The organism is Mesorhizobium comanense (assembly GCF_005503535.1).
GTDB classification, from domain to species: Bacteria; Pseudomonadota; Alphaproteobacteria; order Rhizobiales; family Rhizobiaceae; genus Mesorhizobium; species Mesorhizobium comanense.
In genome coordinates, this window is record NZ_SCNN01000007.1 from 232064 (window position 1) to 248702 (window position 16639).

Consider the following 16639-nt stretch of genomic DNA (forward strand, 5'->3'; position numbering starts at 1 on the left):
CTAGAGAGAAGGTCCCAGTTTGATCGGGCTTCCGTCGCTGAAGCGCGATTGGCGGAACCTCTGCAGCTTGTGTCCGGTCTCGTTGCCCTGAATCAGGTCGGACAGGATGCGGCCCATGCCCGGGCCTATGCCAAAGCCATGGCCGCTCATTCCCGTCGCGACGACGACGCCCGGGATCGCCTCCACCCGGTCGACCACCGGCACGACATCGGGCATGGCATCGATCATGCCTCCCCAACTGGCCTTGAGCGGCACCGACTTGAACTGCGGGAAAAGTTTGCGGAAGCCGGTATCGATGGCGCGAAGCGCCTTGGCCTCCGGGGCGGGGTTGAGGATGCGCATCCTCTCGAACGGACTTTGCTCGTCCGCATCCCATTTGCGCGGCGTCGTCCAGCCGTCCGGATACGCATGGGGCGCCACCGGCAGATAACGCGTGCCGAAAGGATTGGCCCTGAGCGCGGGCAGATATTTCAGCGCGTGACGAAACGCATCCGGCCCGACATAGAGCATATGACTGCCTCCCGCCGCCAAAGTGTATCCGCCGTCCTTTCGGCGCCGGAAAGCGATGTCCTCGTCGGCCGCTGCGCCAGCATAGACTTCCGGCAGCGGCGCTGTTGCAGCCACGGTTGTCCGCACGCTGAGCTGCGGGATCGAGACACCGTGCGCGCGCAGGAAAAGTGAGGTCCAGGCGCCGCTGGCGACAAGCACGTTCGACGTGGCGACGAAGCCTTGTTCGGTCCACACTCCGCTGACACGCCCGGCCGAAACATCAAGCATGCGCACCGCGCAGCTCTCGATAATGGTGACGCCCTGGCGAACGGCGAGACGAGCAAGCGCGGGCACGGCGACCCAGGGCTCGGCGCGCATGTCCGAAGGCGTGGTCATCGCGCCCGTGAAAGCGTGCGCCATGGCCGGGATCAGCTTGGCGGTCTCGCTCCGGCCGAGCAGACGCGTGTCGACGCCATGAGCCTCGGCGATCTCGAGGAACTTGGCGAAATCAGCCATTTCCTTGTCGGTGCGCGCAAGATAGGTGACGCCCGTCTGCGCCAAGCCGATGTCCTCACCGCACTCCTGCGCCAATTGCCGCCACAGACGCTGCGCTTCGATGACGATCGGCAGTTCGTCCGCGTCACGTCCCTGCTGGCGTATCCAGCCCCAGTTGCGCGAGGATTGTTCCGCCGCGACGCGCCCCTTCTCCAGCAAGGTCACCGAAATATTGCGGCGTGCCAGGAACAATGCCGTGGTCACGCCGATGATGCCGCCGCCGATAATCACCACATCCGACGTTTTCGGCAGCGGCGCCTGGAACTGAACCGGACTGGCCTCGGTGAAAGGGAAGGTCGTCAAAGGTAATCCTTTTTCTTAAGCACAGCCTCGCGCTGACGCCTGGTTGCGGCGACGCAAAAGTCATCGCGTCGATCAGACGACGGACCAGCGTGAAGAGCGCAGCAAGCATTGCACGGCCGGCCTGGAAAAGTTGCGGGCCAGCTCAGTGAAACGGTTGACCACTGCGCCAGCGACCATGCTGGTGCTGAGCCGAAGAGCGGGAAGATCAGGATGCATATCGTCCAGATCGCCGCGGCGGTCCTTTCACGCCAATCCGAACTTCTCCACGGCGCGCATGATGCCGCGCAGTTCGGCTAGGCCTTTCAGGCGGCCGATCAACGAGTAGCCGGGATTGATCTTCTTCTTGCCGATGTCGTCGGCGAGCAGATGGCCATGGTCCGGCCGCATCGGAATGCGCCAGTCGGCGCGATTTTCCCCACGACGGCGCGCCTCCTCCTGCATCAGAGCCAGTATGACATGCGCCATGTCGGTCCCGCCTTCGAGGTGCTCGGCTTCGTAGAAAGAGCCATCGTCCTCGATGGTGATGTTGCGCAGATGGACGAAATGAATGCGGCTGGCGAACTCCTTGACCATGGCGACGATGTCGTTGTCGGCGCGCGTGCCGTAGGAGCCGGTGCAGAAGGTCAGCCCATTGGCAGGGCTATCGATAGCGTTGAGGATAAAGCGCGCATCCTCAGCCGTCGAAACCACTCGGGGCAGGCCATAGAGCGAGAAAGGCGGGTCGTCAGGATGAATGCACATGCGCACTCCTTCCTCTTCGGCCGCCGGGATGATCTCGCGCAGAAACCAGCCGAGATTGTCGCGCAATTCCTTCGGTCCGATCCCGTCATATTCCGCCAAGGCCTCGCGGAAACTGTCGCGGTCATATTTTCGCTCGGTTGCCGGCAGGCCGGCGATAAGGTTGCGCTCGATCTGATCGACCTGCTCGGCACTCAGTTCCTTCAACCGCGCCTCCGCTGCAGCGATACGCGCCGGCGTGTAGCTGGCGGCGCCGTTCTTGCGTTGCAGCACAAAGAGATCATAAGCGGCAAAATCGATGGCATCGAAGCGCAGGGCATAGCCGGTGGTCGGCAGGCGATGCATGAGATCGGTGCGCGTCCAGTCCACCACCGGCATGAAGTTGTAGCAGATCGTCTTGATGCCGGCCCTGGCGAGCGTGCGGATCGAGTCGCGATAGTAGCCGGCATAGCGCTCGCGTTCTGGTGCGCCGATCTTGAAGGAATTGTGGACCGGAATGCTTTCGACGACCGACCAGGTCAGCCCGGCGGCCTCTATGACCCGCTTGCGCTCCAGCACGTCGGCCTCGGGCCAGGCCCTGCCGTCATAGATATGATGGAGAGCCGAAACCACGCCGGTGGCGCCAGCCTGCTTGACATGATCAAGGGTGACCGGATCATCCGGACCATACCAGCGCCAACACTGTTCCATTACCACTTTCCTTTTTGCGTGAGACCGGCAACCTATTGTCGGAGAAGGACGAGTGTCAAACAAAGAGCAGGCCCGGCCTGGCGAATGAAGGAGTTGCCGCGATGAAGGATTTCGAAGGCAAGGTTGCACTGGTGACAGGAACCACGGGCATTGGCCTGGCGACCGCGAGGCGCCTGGCGGCCGGAGGCGCCGCGATCATCGCCTGCGGCATCGACAAGGCTGCGAATGCCGCGATGCAGGAAAGCCTGGCCAAGGCGGGAGCGGACGCCTTGGTGCGCGCGGTCGACGTTTCGGTTTCAGATGAGGTTCGCGATGCGGTGGCGGCCGGCGTCGAGCGGTTCGGCGGCATAGACGTGATCGTCAATTCGGCAGCCGTCCATCCCTACGGAACCGCGACGACGACGGATTGGGAAACCTGGAACCGCGCAATGACCGTCAATGTCGGGTCGATCTATCTCACCGCGCATTTCGGCATACCGGAAATGATCAAGCGTGGCGGCGGGGCCATCGTCAACGTCGCCTCGGTGCAGGGCTTCGCCTGCCAGCAGAACGTGGCGGCCTATGCGACGACGAAGGGCGCGATCCATACGCTCACACGCTCCCTGGCGCTCGACTACGCGGCGTCGGGCATCCGCGTCAATTCGGTCAGTCCGGGCTCGATCCGCACGCCAATCCTCGAGAGGGCGGCGCGCGCTGACGGGGGCAAGGGGGTCGATATCGAAGAGGCTTACAGGCGCTTCGGCGCCGCGCATCCGCTGGGGCGCATCGGCGAGCCAGAAGAAGTCGCCGAGCTTATCGCCTTCCTCTGTTCGTCGAAAGCAAGCTTCTGTACCGGTTCGGACTACAGGATCGATGGCGGCCTGACTGCCGGTATCGGCGTGAAATAGAAGGCGCGCTTGGGCCGGCGGCAAGGCCTCGCGATCAAGCCGGCCTGTCACGCTTCGGAGCCAACTGATCCGGCGGCGGTTCCCAGCCGAAGACACTGCGGCCGCCAAGCAGATGCGACTGGTCGAATTCGCCGGCGACAATCTCCTTGAGACTTGGGCCGGTGACATATTTCTCGACTTGCCGCGACTGATCGTCGAGGCGCTTCAGGGCGCCGATTTCCTCCTCGCGGCCGAGCTTTGCCTTGCGCACGGCCGATTTCATGACGCCGATGGTCTCGTCGTAGACCTTGAGCGGAACGGGAAAGGGATGCCTGTCCTTGCCGCCATGGGCGATCGAGAAACGGCCGGGATCGGAAAAACGGCAAGGCGCGCCGTGGACGACTTCGGCCACGAGAGCCAAAGCGCGCACCGTGCGTGCGCCGACGCCGGGCACCAGGAGAAGCTCCGAGAAATCGGTTGGGCCGCGTTCGGCGGCGGCCGCCATGTTGCCATGCAGGCGGCGCATGACGATATCGCTTTCGCGCACATCGTGGTGAGCCGGCATTACCAGATGCGGCAGCAGCGGCTGCTCGGGAGCCGCTTCCGCGACGGGATCCAGGGCAGCGAATTCCCGCAGGATACGGTCCGGGCCGAGGTCCTGCAGAAGGTTCAGTTGCCCCTGCCGCGAAGCTTCGGCGCGATGGTCGGTCAGGTTGACGATCTCCCCCTGGTTGGCGCCCTCGATGGCGGCATGGGGCTGGTCGACGAAGCTCTTCAGCCCTTCGGACAGCCAATGGTAGCGGCGCGCCACCTTGCTGTCGCCGTTCATGCCCTGCTGCACAACCACCCAGTGGCCGTCATCCGTGACGATGAAGCCATGCAGATAGAGGTCGAACCCGTCCTGCACCGCGGCGCTATCAACCTTCGCGACAAGCCTGCTGACGGTAGCGAGGCGCGATCCGTCGAAGCCGATGCGCTCGCCTATGGCAGTCAGCTCGTGCGGCGTCTTGCGCGAATGGGCGCCACGACCGCCGCAGACATGGATGCCGAGTTCGCCGGACAGCGGCGTCAGCCCGCGCTTCAAGGCGCCGACGACGCTGGTGGTGATGCCGGACGAATGCCAGTCCATGCCCATGACGGCGCCGAAGGACTGGAACTAGAATGGGTGGGCCAGCCGCCGCAGCAACTCGTCCCGGCCATAGTGATGGATGATCGCCTCGCACATCACGGCGCCAAGGCGCGTCATGCGCTCGCCCAGCCATTTCGGCACGCGTCCCCCATGAAGGGGAAGATCCGCACTGCCCGATCGTTGCGCCACGCCTGCTCCTGTTCCGCTGTCCGCAGGGAGAGATAGGTATCGCAGGCCATGCAGGGAAGCATGGAACGGGAAACCATTGCGATCTCGGCCCGCTCGCGGCCCGGCCCGGGCCGCTATCGCACCACGCGCTTCTCGAGCTTGCGGGCCAAGGTGCGCCGGTGCAGCCCGAGCCGGCGCGCCGTTTCGGAAATGTTGAAACCGGTCTCGACGAGCGTTTCGTGGATGCGCTCCCATTCGAGGTTCTTGATCGAGGTGGGACGGCTGGAAAGCGGTACGGAAACATCCCCTTCGCTGCGGCCGAAGGCAGCTTCGATGTCGTCGGTGTTGGCGGGCTTTGCCAGATAGTGGCTTGCGCCTAGCTTGATCGCCTCGACAGCCGTGGCGATGCTGGCGAAGCCGGTGAGCACGACGATTTTCATGGCGGCATCCCGGGCGCTGAGCAGCTTGACGCATTCAAGCCCGGACCCGCCGGCGCCAAGCTTTAGGTCGACGACCGCATAGGCCGGAACGGCCGTTTTAAGGGCACGCAGAAGCTCTTCCCTGTCATGGCAGACCGCCACGTCATAGTCGCGCTTCTCGAAGGAGCGTTTGAGCGTCCTGGCGAAGGTGTCGTCGTCCTCGACGATAAACAGGGATCGATCAGGCCTCATGATCATCTCCATCGGTCAGTGCCGCCAAAGGCAGCGAAAGGGTAACACAGGCGCCCTGTTCCATGTTGCGCGCCGAAAAATCTCCTCCCAGTTTCCGGACGACGTTGATGACGAGGAACAGTCCGAGACCGCCGCCGGGGCGTCCCTTGCTCGACATATAGGGCTGGCCGAGCGCGGCGAGAATGCCGGCGTCGAAACCCGGCCCGCGGTCGCGCACGGAAATCACCAGTTTCTCGCCCCGCCTTTCGGCCGTGACGCCGACCCAATGCGGCGATGCTTCAAGCGCGTTGTCGAAGACGTTGAAGATGACCTGCCTGAGCGCCGTGTCGGACACGATCTGCTCGTCGGGTTCGACATCGTTCCTGTATTCCAACCTGATCGGCTGGCGGCTCACCCGCCACTCCTGGACGAGATCGTCGAGGAAATGTCGGATGCTGGTGCGGATCGTGCCTTCGCCCCTCGCCTGCCCCGAAGACATCAGGATACCCGAGACGATGCTCTTGCAGCGCTCTATCTGCGCCTGCATTTCCAAGAGGTCGCCGACCAGTTCGCGATTGCGGGTCACGCTTCGCATCTGACGCCAGTCGGAGAGGATGACCGCGATGGTCGAAAGCGGGGTGCCCAGTTCATGCGCCGCACCGGATGCCAGTAGTCCCATGCGCACGATGTGATCTTCTTCCGCCGAGCGCTGGCGCAGATCGGCGAGATAGGCATCGCGCTCACGCAGATTGCGGTTGATGCGCGTCATGAAGATCACGATCAGGCCCGCCGCCAGCACGAAGCAGATGAACATGCCCCTGATATGCAGGGCCAGAAGGTCGCTGCCGCCGTGATGCGGGATGGCGATCGGCTGGAACTGGAAGATAAGGAAGACGAAGCAGGCCGAAGCGGCCACCACCAGGATCCAGGTGGACCAGGGCGTCAGCAGCGCCGCGCCAAGGGTGATCTGCAGGAGGTAGAGCGACACGAACGGATTGGAGGCGCCGCCGCTGAGATAAAGTTGCGTCGTTAGCGCCGCCATGTCGAAGATCAGCGCCACGAACAGCTGCGCATTGCTGATCGGACGCCGGCCGCGCAGGGCCAGGAGGCTGAATATGTTCAGCCCGATGAGGAAAATGACGACGCCCGCCATTTCCGCCAGCGGCAGCGGAATTTCGAACCAGTACTCCGTGGCCAGAATGGTCAGCACCTGTCCGGCAACCGCCAGCCAGCGCAACTGGATGAGCAGGAGCAGGTTCTTCCTGTTCGCCGCGTCCGGATCGGCCGCACCGCCCTTGGCCGCAAGGGTCCCGGCGAAGGATTTCTCGTTGCGAAGCATTGGCGCCGTGAGGCTCATCCTGCCTATCCTTGCCGCCCGCGGCCGCCGATCGCCAGCCTGGCCAGAGCAAAAGCGAGCATGGCAGCGAGCGTGAACCAGGTCAAAGCATAGACAAGGTGGCTGTTGCGGAAACTCACGACAGTCAGGCCGCCGCGCGGCCAGCTGTCGATGCCGGATGCTTGCGCATCGACGAAATAGGGGGCGACATCACCGGTCAGGCCGCGCGCGGCAGCAATGGCCGCAACGTCGCGCGAATACCAGCGATTGCCGGCGGCGTCATTGTTGCGCAGGAAGCCGCCGCCGGGTTCGGTGACGCGCAGGAGACCGTCGATGGTGGCCGGCGCGCTGGAGCCACTGCCTTCGCTTTCGAATTCCGCCTTGCGTTCCTGCGGAATGAAGCCACGATTGACCAGCACCACGAAGCCGCGATCCGTCCGCATCGGGGTCAGCACCCAATAGCCGCCGCCAAGCTCGGTCACGGCCTGCACCAAGGTGTTGGCGCCATCCATGAACCGTCCAGCCAATCGCACATGGCTGTATTCGTAGCCGGCAGCGGTCATGCCGCTCCAGCTTTCCGGACCGGGCGCGGCGACTGCCGGGGCATGAATGCGCTGGTCGACGCGGGCGATCAGGTCGAGCTTCCAGACGCGCCTTTCCAACTGCCAGACACCGAGCCCGACGAACACCAGCACGCCGAGGAGGGCGAGCAACAAGAGGCCAAGGCGCGTCGCTGGAGACCTGCCTGCGCCCTCCCGCCGCGCGGAAGGCAAACCACTGCCATCCGGCGCGATCTCTCCGGGAATAATCCTCCCCGCGCCCGGCGCCGGGCTCATGGCATTTCGCGCATGTCGTGAAGACCCGGCATCATGTTGGCGTTGAGGTGGTACATCACCCAAAGCGAGCCGGTCAGCACGATGACCACCAGGATCAGTGTGAAGATCAGCGCCAGCATCGACCAGCCGCCTTCCGAGGCGGTGTTCATATGCAGGAAGAAGACCATGTGGACCACGATCTGCACCGCCGCGAAGGCCATGATCACGATGGCAGTGGCCTGCTTGTTGTCGATGGCGCCGGTCATCACCAGCCAGAACGGAACGGCGGTGAGGATCACCGACAGGACGAAGCCGATCAGGTAGGTTTTAAGCGATCCGTGCGCGGCTCCGCCATGGGCGTGACCGTGATCGGCTGCATGATCATGAGCGCTCATCGCAACATTCCCATCAAATAGACGAAGGTGAAGACGCCGATCCAGATGACGTCGAGGAAGTGCCAGAACATGGAGAGGCACATCAGCCGGCGGCGGTTGGCCTCGATCAGGCCGAACCGCGCGACCTGCACCATCAGCGTCACCAGCCAGATGATGCCGAAGGTGACATGCAGGCCGTGCGTGCCGACCAGGGTGAAGAAGGAGGACAGGAAGGCGCTGCGCTGCGGCGTGGCGCCCTCGTGGATCATGTGCGCGAATTCGTAGAGTTCGATCGACAGGAACGCCAGGCCGAACAGCCCGGTCACGGCGAGCCAGGCCTGCGTTGCCGCCACGCGGCCCTTGTCCATGGTCAGCATGGCAAAGCCATAGGTGATCGAGGAGAACAGCAGCATGGCGGTGTTGACCGCAACCAGATTGAGATCGAACAGATCCTTCGGCGCCGGGCCGGCCGCGTAGTTGCCGCCCAGCACGCCATAGGCGGCGAACAGCATCGCGAAGATCAGGCAGTCGCTCATCAGATAGAGCCAGAAGCCGAGCATGGTGCTGCTGCCCTCTGCATGCGCATGCTCTTCTTCCAGGTGAAAGACCGGTTCAGTGCCGGCCGCTGTCGCCGTCGATGCCATGCTCGTACCCTAGCCCTGTGCGGCGAGGAGCGACGTCCTCGCCTCTTCCGTGCGCGTGACTTCGCCTGCCGGAATGTGGAAGTCTCTGACATAATTGAAGGTGTGGCCGATCGCGGTGGCGATGAGACAGACGAAGCTCAGCGCGGCCAGCCACCAGATGTACCAGATCATGGCGAAGCCGAGCGTGACGCTGAAGCCCGCCAGGATGATGCCGGTGCCGGTGTTGCTGGGCATGTGGATCGGCTTGAAGCCTGAGAGCGGCCTGACATAGCCGGCCTTCTTCATGTCCCACCAGGCGTCGTTGTCGCGCACGACGGGCGTGAAGGCGAAGTTATAGGCCGGCGGCGGCGAGGAGGTGGACCATTCGAGCGTGCGGCCGTCCCAAGGATCGCCTGTCGGATCGGTCAGCGCCTCGCGCCTGCGGATGGAGACGAAGATCTGGACCAGGAAAGCGGCGATGCCGGCGGCGATCAGCACCGCGCCGAAGGCGGCGATCACAAACCAGATCTGCAGCGAAGGGTCGTCGAAGACGCGCATGCGGCGCGTCACACCCATCAGGCCGAGAATGTAGAGCGGCATGAAGGCGAACCAGAAGCCGACCACCCAGCACCAGAACGAGACCTTGCCCCAGAACGGATCGAGCTTGAAGCCGAAGGCCTTGGGCCACCAGTAGGCGATGCCGGCGAACAGACCGAACAGCACGCCGCCGATGATGACGTTGTGGAAGTGCGCGATCAGGAACAGGCTGTTGTGCAGGACGAAATCCGCCGGCGGCACGGCAAGCAGCACGCCGGTCATGCCGCCGACGGTGAAGGTGAGCATGAAGGCCACCGTCCACATCATCGGCAGTTCGAAGCGGATGCGGCCGCGATACATCGTGAACAGCCAGTTGAATATCTTCGCCCCTGTGGGGATCGAGATGATCATCGTGGTGATGCCGAAGAAGGAATTGACGCTGGCGCCGGAGCCCATGGTGAAGAAGTGGTGCAGCCAGACCAGATACGACAGGATGGTGATGACAACCGTGGCGTAGACCATCGAGGTATAGCCGAACAGGCGCTTGCCGGAGAAGGTCGAGGTGACCTCGGAGAAGACGCCGAACAGCGGCAGGATGAGGATATAGACCTCGGGGTGACCCCATATCCAGATGAGGTTCACATACATCATCGGGTTGCCGCCGAAGTCGTTGGTGAAGAAATTGGTACCGACGTAGCGGTCGAGCGACAGCATGGCGAGCACCGCCGTCAGCACCGGGAAGGATGCCACGATCAGCACGTTGGTGCAGAGCGAGGTCCAGGTGAAGACCGGCATGCGCATCATCGTCATGCCGGGAGCGCGCATCTTGATGATGGTGCAGATCAGGTTGATGCCCGACAATGTCGTGCCGACACCCGCCACCTGCAGCGCCCAGATGTAATAATCGACGCCGACGTCGGGACTGTAGCCTATACCGGAAAGCGGCGGATAGGCGAGCCAGCCGGTGCGGGCGAACTCGCCCACGAACAGCGAGGCCATCACCAGCACGGCGCCGCCGACCGTCATCCAGAAGGAGAAATTGTTGAGGAAGGGGAACGAGACGTCGCGCGCGCCGATCTGTAGCGGCACGACGAAATTCATCAGCCCGGTGACGAAAGGCATCGCCACGAAGAAGATCATGATCACGCCGTGCGCGGTGAAGATCTGGTCGTAGTGGTGCGAGTTGAGATAGCCCTCGGAGCCATTGAAGGCGATCGCCTGCTGCAGCCGCATCATGATGGCGTCGGAGAAGCCGCGCAGCAGCATGACCAGGCCGAGCACCATGTACATGATGCCGATCTTCTTGTGGTCGACGCTGGTGAACCATTCGCGCCAGAGATAGGTCCACAGCTTGAAATAGGTGATCGCGCCAAGAAGCGCGATGCCGCCGAGCGCTACCGCGATGAAGGTCGCCACCACAATCGGCTCGTGCAGCGGCAGCGAGTCCCAGCTGAGGCGGCCGAAAATGAACTTGGTCAGCGTATCGGGCATCGGCTATCTCTCACAATTCGCGCCGCAACAGGCCGAAGGACGGCGTGTCCGCCTCGGCGCTGCGGCTCTCAGTTCCCGGCCGCAGCAAACCAGCTCCGCGAAGCGGCGACAGATTCTTGGCGGGCCAGTAGGTCGGCCAGTCCTCGCGGGACGCGCGGGAAACGGCAGCGGCCTCTTCCGCCGTGCAGATGCTGGCGACATAGGAGGGGTCGTTTCCGAATATGGCGCCGCGCCGGGCGACCTTGTCGTATTGCAGCGGCAGCGTGTTGCGCACTCCCGCCAGGCCAAGACCGCCCTTGGCGTCGATCGACATCATCTCGCTCATGCACATCTTGCCGCGCTCGACGCAAAGATTGAGGATGGCGCCGTAGAGATCGGGGTCGACGGAGGCATAATGGCGCACCGGTTCGTTCTCGCTCGGCTTTTCCAAGTCGAGATAGCTGTCGCGATCAAGCTTCGCCGAGGCGGTCCTGGTCTGCGCCACCCACTGGCCGAAGGCATCGTCGGACATGCCGTGGAAGGCGAAGCGCATCCCCGAAAAGCCGGCGCCGCTGTAGTTGGCGGAAAAGCCGCTATAGGTGCCCGCCTGATTGATGACCGCGTGCAGCTTGGTCTCCATGCCGGGCATGGCGTAGATCTGTCCGGCAAGGGCGGGAATGTAGAAGGAATTCATCACCGCCGACGAGGTGATGCGGAAGTCGATCGGCTGGTTGACCGGAGCGGCGAGCTCGTTGACGGAGGCGATGCCGTAGTCGGGGTAGATGAAGAGCCATTTCCAGTCGAGCGCCACGACCTCGACCCTGAGCGGCTTGTGGTTCTGGGTGACAGGCTGGCCGGGCTCGATGCGGTCGATGCGGCGATACGGATCGAGCAAATGCGTGCCGAGCCAGGTCAGCGCGCCGAGGCAGATGATGATGAGCAGCGGGGCGGCCCAGATCACCAGTTCCAGCTTCGTCGAATGGTCCCAGTCCGGCGCATAGGTCGCGGCGGCGTTCGACTGCCGGTAGCGCCAGGCGAAGAAGACGGTCAGCGCCATGACCGGCACGATGATGATCAGCATCAAAAGGGTCGAGACCACGAGCAGGTCGCGCTGCTGGGCCGCGACGTCGCCCGCCGGTGCGAGCACGACAAGATCGCAACCACTCAACAGCCCGGCCAGCGGGAACAGAAGCAAGGCTCCAAATCGTTTCATCAGACGCTGCCCTCGATCGACCGCGGCAACCGGATTGTAAATGTTGCAGTGCGGTATCGATCAAAGGGCTACTGCCGGCGACGGCGCGGTGACATTGGACAATTTGTCCAATGCCCAGTCAGCCTGGCTTTGGCGCAGTGTGCAGCGCACAATGGGATGGCTGGAATTGCGTCCCCGGGATTTCATTCCACGCGTTGGCGACGGACAAGATGGCTCAGACTTCGACTGCCGAAACAAACAGCGAGCTGATCGGCTCGCATCATGGCCAGGTCAGCGCGGGCGACATCGCGGTCGGCGTGATCGTGGGCAGGACGTCGGAGTTCTTCGACTTCTTCGTCTACGCGATCGCCTCCGTCATCGTGTTCCCCAAGCTGGTCTTTCCGGCGCACGATCCTTTCGTTGGCACGCTCTATTCCTTCGCCATCTTCGCGCTGGCCTTCGTCGCGCGTCCGTTCGGCTCGGTTCTGTTCATGGCGGTCGACCGCGCCTATGGCCGCGGGGCGAAACTGACGATCGCATTGTTCCTGCTCGGCACATCGACGGTCGCCATCGCGTTTCTTCCGGCCTCCGGCGATATCGGCGCGGTCGCGGTCTGGCTGCTGGCGCTCGCCCGCATCGGACAGGGGCTGGCGCTCGGAGGCACCTGGGACGGACTGCCCTCGCTGCTGGCCCTGAACGCCCCGCACAACCGGCGCGGCATCTATGCCATGATCCCGCAGCTCGGCGCGCCGATCGGTCTCATCGTGGCAAGCCTGCTCTTTGCCTTCTTCGTCGCCAACCTTTCAGCCGAAGACTTCTTCTCGTGGGGCTGGCGCTACCCCTTCTTCGTCGCTTTCGCCATCAACGTCGTGGCCCTGTTCGCCAGGCTGCGCATCGTGGTGACGCCCGAATTCTCGAAATTGTACGAAAGCGGCGACCTGCAGCCGACGCGCATCCGGGACACCATCAAGTCCGAGGGCCGCAACGTCGTCATCGGAGCCTTCGCGCCGCTGGCAAGTTTCGCCCTGTTCCACATGGTGACGGTGTTTCCGCTCTCCTGGGTGTTCCTGTTCACCAATGAGGGGCCGGCGCGCTTCCTGCTGATCGAGGCGGTGAGCGCCCTGTTCGGCATCGCGGCCATCGTCGCGTCCGGCCCGCTGGCCGACCGCGTCGGGCGCCGAGCCCTGCTCGGCGGCTCGGCCATCGCCATCGCCACGTTCAGCGGCTTTGCCCCGCAACTTCTCGATGGCGGTACGGTCGGGGAGGCCGTGTTCATGGTGCTTGGCTTCATCCTGCTTGGCCTCAGTTTCGGGCAATCATCCGGTGTCGTCGCGTCGAGCTTCTCCCGGCGCCATCGCTATACCGGCTCGGCCATAACCTCGGATCTTGCGTGGATGTTCGGCGCCGGCTTCGCGCCGCTGGCGGCCCTGCTGCTGGCAGGCAATTTCGGCCTGATCGCCGCCGGCGCATACCTGCTCTCGGGCGCGGCCTGCACGCTGGTTGCGCTCTGGATCGACGGACGGCGCTCCGTGGCCGACCGAGCCGCCGACTGAGCCGCCATCACGGTCACGGTCAGGCCGCGCTGCCGCTATGTGGATTGCGCAGTGCGACCTGCGCGGGATCGAACAGCGCTTCCGCCGCGACCGACGTGCTGGAAAGCCGTGCGTCGAAGGCAAGTGCTTCATGCCTGGGAAGCGCAGCGGAGAAGAGAAAGCCCTGAGCGACCACGCAGCCGAGCGATCGCAGGATCATGCGATCGGCATCCGTCTCGACGCCCTCCGCCATGACCTCTATGCCCAGCGTCCGCCCGAGATCTATCACGGCCTTGACCAGCGCCTGATCCTCCACCGACTTGGCGAGGTCGCGCACGAAGTCCTTGTCGATCTTGATCTTGCGGATGCGGCTGTCCTTCAGGGAGACCAGGGTCGAGAAGCCGGTGCCGAAATCATCGAGCACAATCGATATGCCAGCGTCCGCGAGATGTCCGACCTTCTCGTCGACCCTGTCGCGGTCGACCGGGGCTTCCTCGGTGATCTCGATCTCGAGCATCGCTGTTGGAACGTTACGGGCCTTGACGATGTCCAGGATCATGTCGTCGACATTGCCGGCTTCGAGCTCGCGGGGAGAAAGGTTCATGGCGACCCGGACATCGTGGCGTCCAGCCCTGGCGAGGTCCTCGATCATGGAGCAGCAATTGCGGAACACAGTCTCGGTCAGCAGCGACAGCAGGCCGGTTTCTCGCGCCGCCGTGACAATCTCGGGCGGCGAGATGGCGCCATGGGTTGCGTGTTGCCAGCGCAGCAGCGCCTCGAATCCGACGACGGCATAATTGTCCAGGCGAACCAGCGGCTGGAACCACGAGCAAAGCGTGCCGGCCTCGATAGCGCCGCGCAGATCCCGCTCGATGCAATGCTTGCGTTCGAGCGCTCCGTCGAGTTCGGCATCGAAGAGGCAGTATTCGTTCCTGCCGCCGCGCTTGGCCGCGTAGAGCGCGAAGTCCGCCCTCAACAGCATGTCGGTCAGTTTCGGCCTGTCCGACTGGTAGATGCCGATCGATGCGCCGACACGCACCGAAACCAGGTCCGGGTCAGGGTTCGAAATGGCCGCGATGATGGCCGGGGCAAGCTCATCGGGTGAACGCGAGGATGCGCCGACTGGAAAAAGCAGAACAAACTCGTCGCCGCCGATACGCGCGATGACCGCCCCCTTCGGCGCATGCTCCTCTATTCTGCGCGCGACCTTGACCAGCAGGGCGTCGCCAATGTTGTGGCCATAGGTATCATTGACGGATTTAAAGCCGTCGAGGTCGATCAGCATGGCCACGAACGGGCCATCGGAAGAGCCTAGCCGGGATATTGCGTGTTCGAGCCCATGCCTGTTGAGCAGGTTCGTCAGCGGATCGCGTCTGGAGCTTTGCTCCATCTCGGCGGCGAACGCCCTCGCCTCGTATTTGAGGCGGCTCGTCTCCCTGAAGCGGGATTGCCCGAGCATCGCGCTTCTTACCATCCCGCCGAGAAAGAGCAGGATGGTGAAGGCGAGGACGTAATTCTCGATGCCGCCTTTCGTCGCGACGCATCCGGCGGCGATCAGAAGCGGCATCGTTATGAAATTTATCGAGGCCGGCGCATATGATGTTCCGTATGTGACCGAACCGGCGCACGTTCCGGCAAGCACGATCAGGTAAAGCGTTGCCTGGGGCGTGGTGTAGCCGTTGGTCAGCAGGGCCAGGCAAGACCAGGCGATGCCCGAGCCAAGGGCCAGCATTCCATAGAGGGAAAGCCGGGCACCGACCGCCTTCGGCCTGCTGTCGGGCGCGCCCAGTCTGGCGAGGGCCAGCGCAATGCGCGCGGCATTCAGCGTGCTGACCGCCGCAAACCACAGCACCGCCGCGACACCGCCACCCGACAGCATCTGCACAGCCAGGATCAACGCCGACAGCACCGTGCCGATGGGCATGGAGATGAAGACGCCCTTCCTCAGATCGGCCAGCTGATCGCGCAGAATGCCGGCTTCCACGGCTCCGCCCTGCCCCTCGAGAATGGAGCCTGCAACCCGCCGCTCGAAATGCCGTGCCATGGCATAGTGGTTAGGGCAGCGAGATAAAAATCGCGTTAAGGATTTCAGCCCCTGCGTGGCGCTATTTGCGCGCCGGCGCGCAGCTCTCCCGTTCGACAAGGGCAGGCGCCAGAATCTCGCGGCGCGAGGGTGCTTCCGGCCCCCCGAGACGCTGCATGAGCAGGCTGACCGCGCGTGTGCCGATCTTCTCCACCGGCTGCGCGATGGTCGTCAAAGGCGGCCACGTCGTCACGGCATAGGGTATGTCGTCGAAACCGACGATCGACATCTCATCTGGAACGCGCAGCCCACGGCCACGCAGCACCGTGAGCGCGCCCATCGCCATCAGGTCGTTGCAGGCAAAGAGCGCGGTGATGCCGGGCGCCTGCGCCATCAGCTGTTCCATCGCGACACGGCCACCGACGAAATGATAGTCGGAATCGACCACCGACGACGCAGGCAGATCGAGGCCCGCTTCCTGAAGCGCCCGAACGAAACCCTGCAGGCGGGCGGGGCTGGAGCTCGAATCCCGCGGCCCGCCGATGACGCCGAATTTTTTGTGACCGAGGCCAACCAGATACCGCCCGGCGAGATAGCCGCCATGATCGTGATCGACCAGAACCGAATCGACATTGACCGAATGGATCTCGCGGTCGAGCAGCACCGCCGGCACGCTGGGCAAAAGGCTCGAGAACACGCGCGCATGGTCGGACGAGCCGGCAAAGATCAGCCCATCGATCTGCTTGGCCATCAGCACCTGGAGGTAGCGCTCCTCCTTTTCGGCGCTGCCGTCGGAGTTGCACAGGATCACCGTGTAGCCGGCGACGAACCCCGCATCCTCGATCTGGCGCGCCACGCTGGCGAAAAAGGGATTGGCGTTGTCGGGCACGAGCAGGCCGATGGTCTTGGTCTCTCCCCGCCGCAGGCTTCGCGCCAGGGAGTTCGGGTTGTAGCGCAATGCGGCGATCGCCGAACGCACGCGCTCGGCGGTCTCCGGCTCGACGTGGCGCGTGCGGTTCATCACATGCGAAACGGTGGCGACGGATACACCGGCATAGCGCGCGACATCGGCAATCGTCGTCATGACCCTTTGTCCCCGGCGGCTAGATCTTCCAGACTCCAGATGGAAAGCCGCTATCCACTTCCTGG

13 protein-coding genes and 1 pseudogene are annotated in these 16639 nt (G+C 63.7%); 2 read left to right on the forward strand and 12 right to left on the reverse strand.

Annotated elements, in window-relative coordinates; genetic code table 11:
* Together FFS37_RS15035 and uxuA are read right to left on the reverse strand one after the other, a co-directional pair.
* Window positions 1–1347 (reverse strand): NAD(P)/FAD-dependent oxidoreductase, encoded by a 1347-nt coding sequence (locus tag FFS37_RS15035; RefSeq protein ID WP_137931729.1) that lies wholly within the window; start codon window positions 1345–1347, stop codon window positions 1–3.
* 243 nt (window positions 1348–1590) lie between these two features.
* Window positions 1591–2775 carry a mannonate dehydratase gene (gene uxuA / locus FFS37_RS15040; RefSeq protein ID WP_137931730.1) on the reverse strand — a complete coding sequence of 395 codons (1185 nt, stop codon included), beginning with the start codon at window positions 2773–2775 and terminating at the stop codon, window positions 1591–1593.
* 101 nt (window positions 2776–2876) lie between these two features.
* Between uxuA and FFS37_RS15045 the strand changes: the two genes are divergently transcribed.
* A complete protein-coding gene (locus FFS37_RS15045) occupies window positions 2877–3662 on the forward strand; it encodes an SDR family NAD(P)-dependent oxidoreductase (protein ID WP_137931731.1) in 786 nt (261 codons plus the stop codon).
* 34 nt (window positions 3663–3696) lie between these two features.
* On the opposite strand, the pseudogene FFS37_RS15050 reads toward FFS37_RS15045, so the two are convergent.
* From FFS37_RS15050 to cyoA, 8 genes and pseudogenes are all read right to left on the reverse strand, one after another.
* Window positions 3697–4959 (reverse strand): annotated as a pseudogene (locus FFS37_RS15050) (DUF763 domain-containing protein).
* A gap of 113 nt (window positions 4960–5072) precedes the next feature.
* Window positions 5073–5609, reverse strand: coding sequence for a response regulator transcription factor (locus tag FFS37_RS15055; RefSeq protein ID WP_171026287.1), 537 nt, complete (start codon window positions 5607–5609; stop codon window positions 5073–5075).
* Window positions 5599–6945 carry an ATP-binding protein gene (locus tag FFS37_RS15060; RefSeq protein ID WP_137931733.1) on the reverse strand — a complete coding sequence of 449 codons (1347 nt, stop codon included), beginning with the start codon at window positions 6943–6945 and terminating at the stop codon, window positions 5599–5601. The genes FFS37_RS15055 and FFS37_RS15060 overlap by 11 nt, the downstream gene beginning before the upstream one ends.
* 5 nt (window positions 6946–6950) lie before the next feature.
* On the reverse strand, window positions 6951–7640 hold the full coding sequence (locus FFS37_RS15065) for an SURF1 family protein (RefSeq protein ID WP_232375670.1): 690 nt from the start codon (window positions 7638–7640) through the stop codon (window positions 6951–6953).
* Between the two features lie 116 nt (window positions 7641–7756).
* Window positions 7757–8134 (reverse strand): cytochrome o ubiquinol oxidase subunit IV, encoded by a 378-nt coding sequence (gene cyoD / locus FFS37_RS15070; protein WP_137931735.1) that lies wholly within the window; start codon window positions 8132–8134, stop codon window positions 7757–7759.
* On the reverse strand, window positions 8131–8757 hold the full coding sequence (gene cyoC, locus FFS37_RS15075) for a cytochrome o ubiquinol oxidase subunit III (RefSeq protein WP_137931736.1): 627 nt from the start codon (window positions 8755–8757) through the stop codon (window positions 8131–8133). Before cyoC ends, cyoD begins: the two co-directional genes overlap by 4 nt.
* 9 nt (window positions 8758–8766) lie before the next feature.
* Window positions 8767–10764: a cytochrome o ubiquinol oxidase subunit I gene (gene cyoB, locus FFS37_RS15080; RefSeq protein WP_137931737.1), complete on the reverse strand. Its 1998-nt coding sequence runs from the start codon at window positions 10762–10764 to the stop codon at window positions 8767–8769.
* A gap of 10 nt (window positions 10765–10774) precedes the next feature.
* Window positions 10775–11956, reverse strand: a complete 1182-nt coding sequence (gene cyoA / locus FFS37_RS15085) for a ubiquinol oxidase subunit II (protein WP_137931738.1) — start codon at window positions 11954–11956, stop codon at window positions 10775–10777.
* A 209-nt stretch (window positions 11957–12165) separates the two neighbouring features.
* On the opposite strand from cyoA, the gene FFS37_RS15090 reads away from it, so the two are divergent.
* Window positions 12166–13488, forward strand: a complete 1323-nt coding sequence (locus FFS37_RS15090; RefSeq protein WP_137931739.1) for an MFS transporter — start codon at window positions 12166–12168, stop codon at window positions 13486–13488.
* A 19-nt stretch (window positions 13489–13507) separates the two neighbouring features.
* Here the strand turns inward: FFS37_RS15090 and FFS37_RS15095 are convergent, their stop codons facing one another.
* Together FFS37_RS15095 and FFS37_RS15100 are read right to left on the reverse strand one after the other, a co-directional pair.
* Window positions 13508–15511, reverse strand: coding sequence for a putative bifunctional diguanylate cyclase/phosphodiesterase (locus FFS37_RS15095; RefSeq protein ID WP_137931740.1), 2004 nt, complete (start codon window positions 15509–15511; stop codon window positions 13508–13510).
* A 61-nt stretch (window positions 15512–15572) separates the two neighbouring features.
* Window positions 15573–16574 (reverse strand): LacI family DNA-binding transcriptional regulator, encoded by a 1002-nt coding sequence (locus tag FFS37_RS15100; protein WP_137931741.1) that lies wholly within the window; start codon window positions 16572–16574, stop codon window positions 15573–15575.
* Window positions 16575–16639: the final 65 nt, after the last annotated feature.

Coding starts and splice junctions, on each gene's coding strand:
- FFS37_RS15055 (WP_171026287.1), bottom strand. CDS start 5,609: ATGAGGCCTGATCGATCCCTGTTTATCGTCGAGGACGACGACACCTTC.
- FFS37_RS15045 (WP_137931731.1), top strand. CDS start 2,877: ATGAAGGATTTCGAAGGCAAGGTTGCACTGGTGACAGGAACCACGGGC.
- FFS37_RS15100 (WP_137931741.1), bottom strand. CDS start 16,574: ATGACGACGATTGCCGATGTCGCGCGCTATGCCGGTGTATCCGTCGCC.
- cyoB (WP_137931737.1), bottom strand. CDS start 10,764: ATGCCCGATACGCTGACCAAGTTCATTTTCGGCCGCCTCAGCTGGGAC.
- cyoD (WP_137931735.1), bottom strand. CDS start 8,134: ATGAGCGCTCATGATCATGCAGCCGATCACGGTCACGCCCATGGCGGA.
- FFS37_RS15060 (WP_137931733.1), bottom strand. CDS start 6,945: ATGAGCCTCACGGCGCCAATGCTTCGCAACGAGAAATCCTTCGCCGGG.
- cyoC (WP_137931736.1), bottom strand. CDS start 8,757: ATGGCATCGACGGCGACAGCGGCCGGCACTGAACCGGTCTTTCACCTG.
- FFS37_RS15095 (WP_137931740.1), bottom strand. CDS start 15,511: ATGGCACGGCATTTCGAGCGGCGGGTTGCAGGCTCCATTCTCGAGGGG.
- cyoA (WP_137931738.1), bottom strand. CDS start 11,956: ATGAAACGATTTGGAGCCTTGCTTCTGTTCCCGCTGGCCGGGCTGTTG.
- FFS37_RS15090 (WP_137931739.1), top strand. CDS start 12,166: ATGGCTCAGACTTCGACTGCCGAAACAAACAGCGAGCTGATCGGCTCG.
- uxuA (WP_137931730.1), bottom strand. CDS start 2,775: ATGGAACAGTGTTGGCGCTGGTATGGTCCGGATGATCCGGTCACCCTT.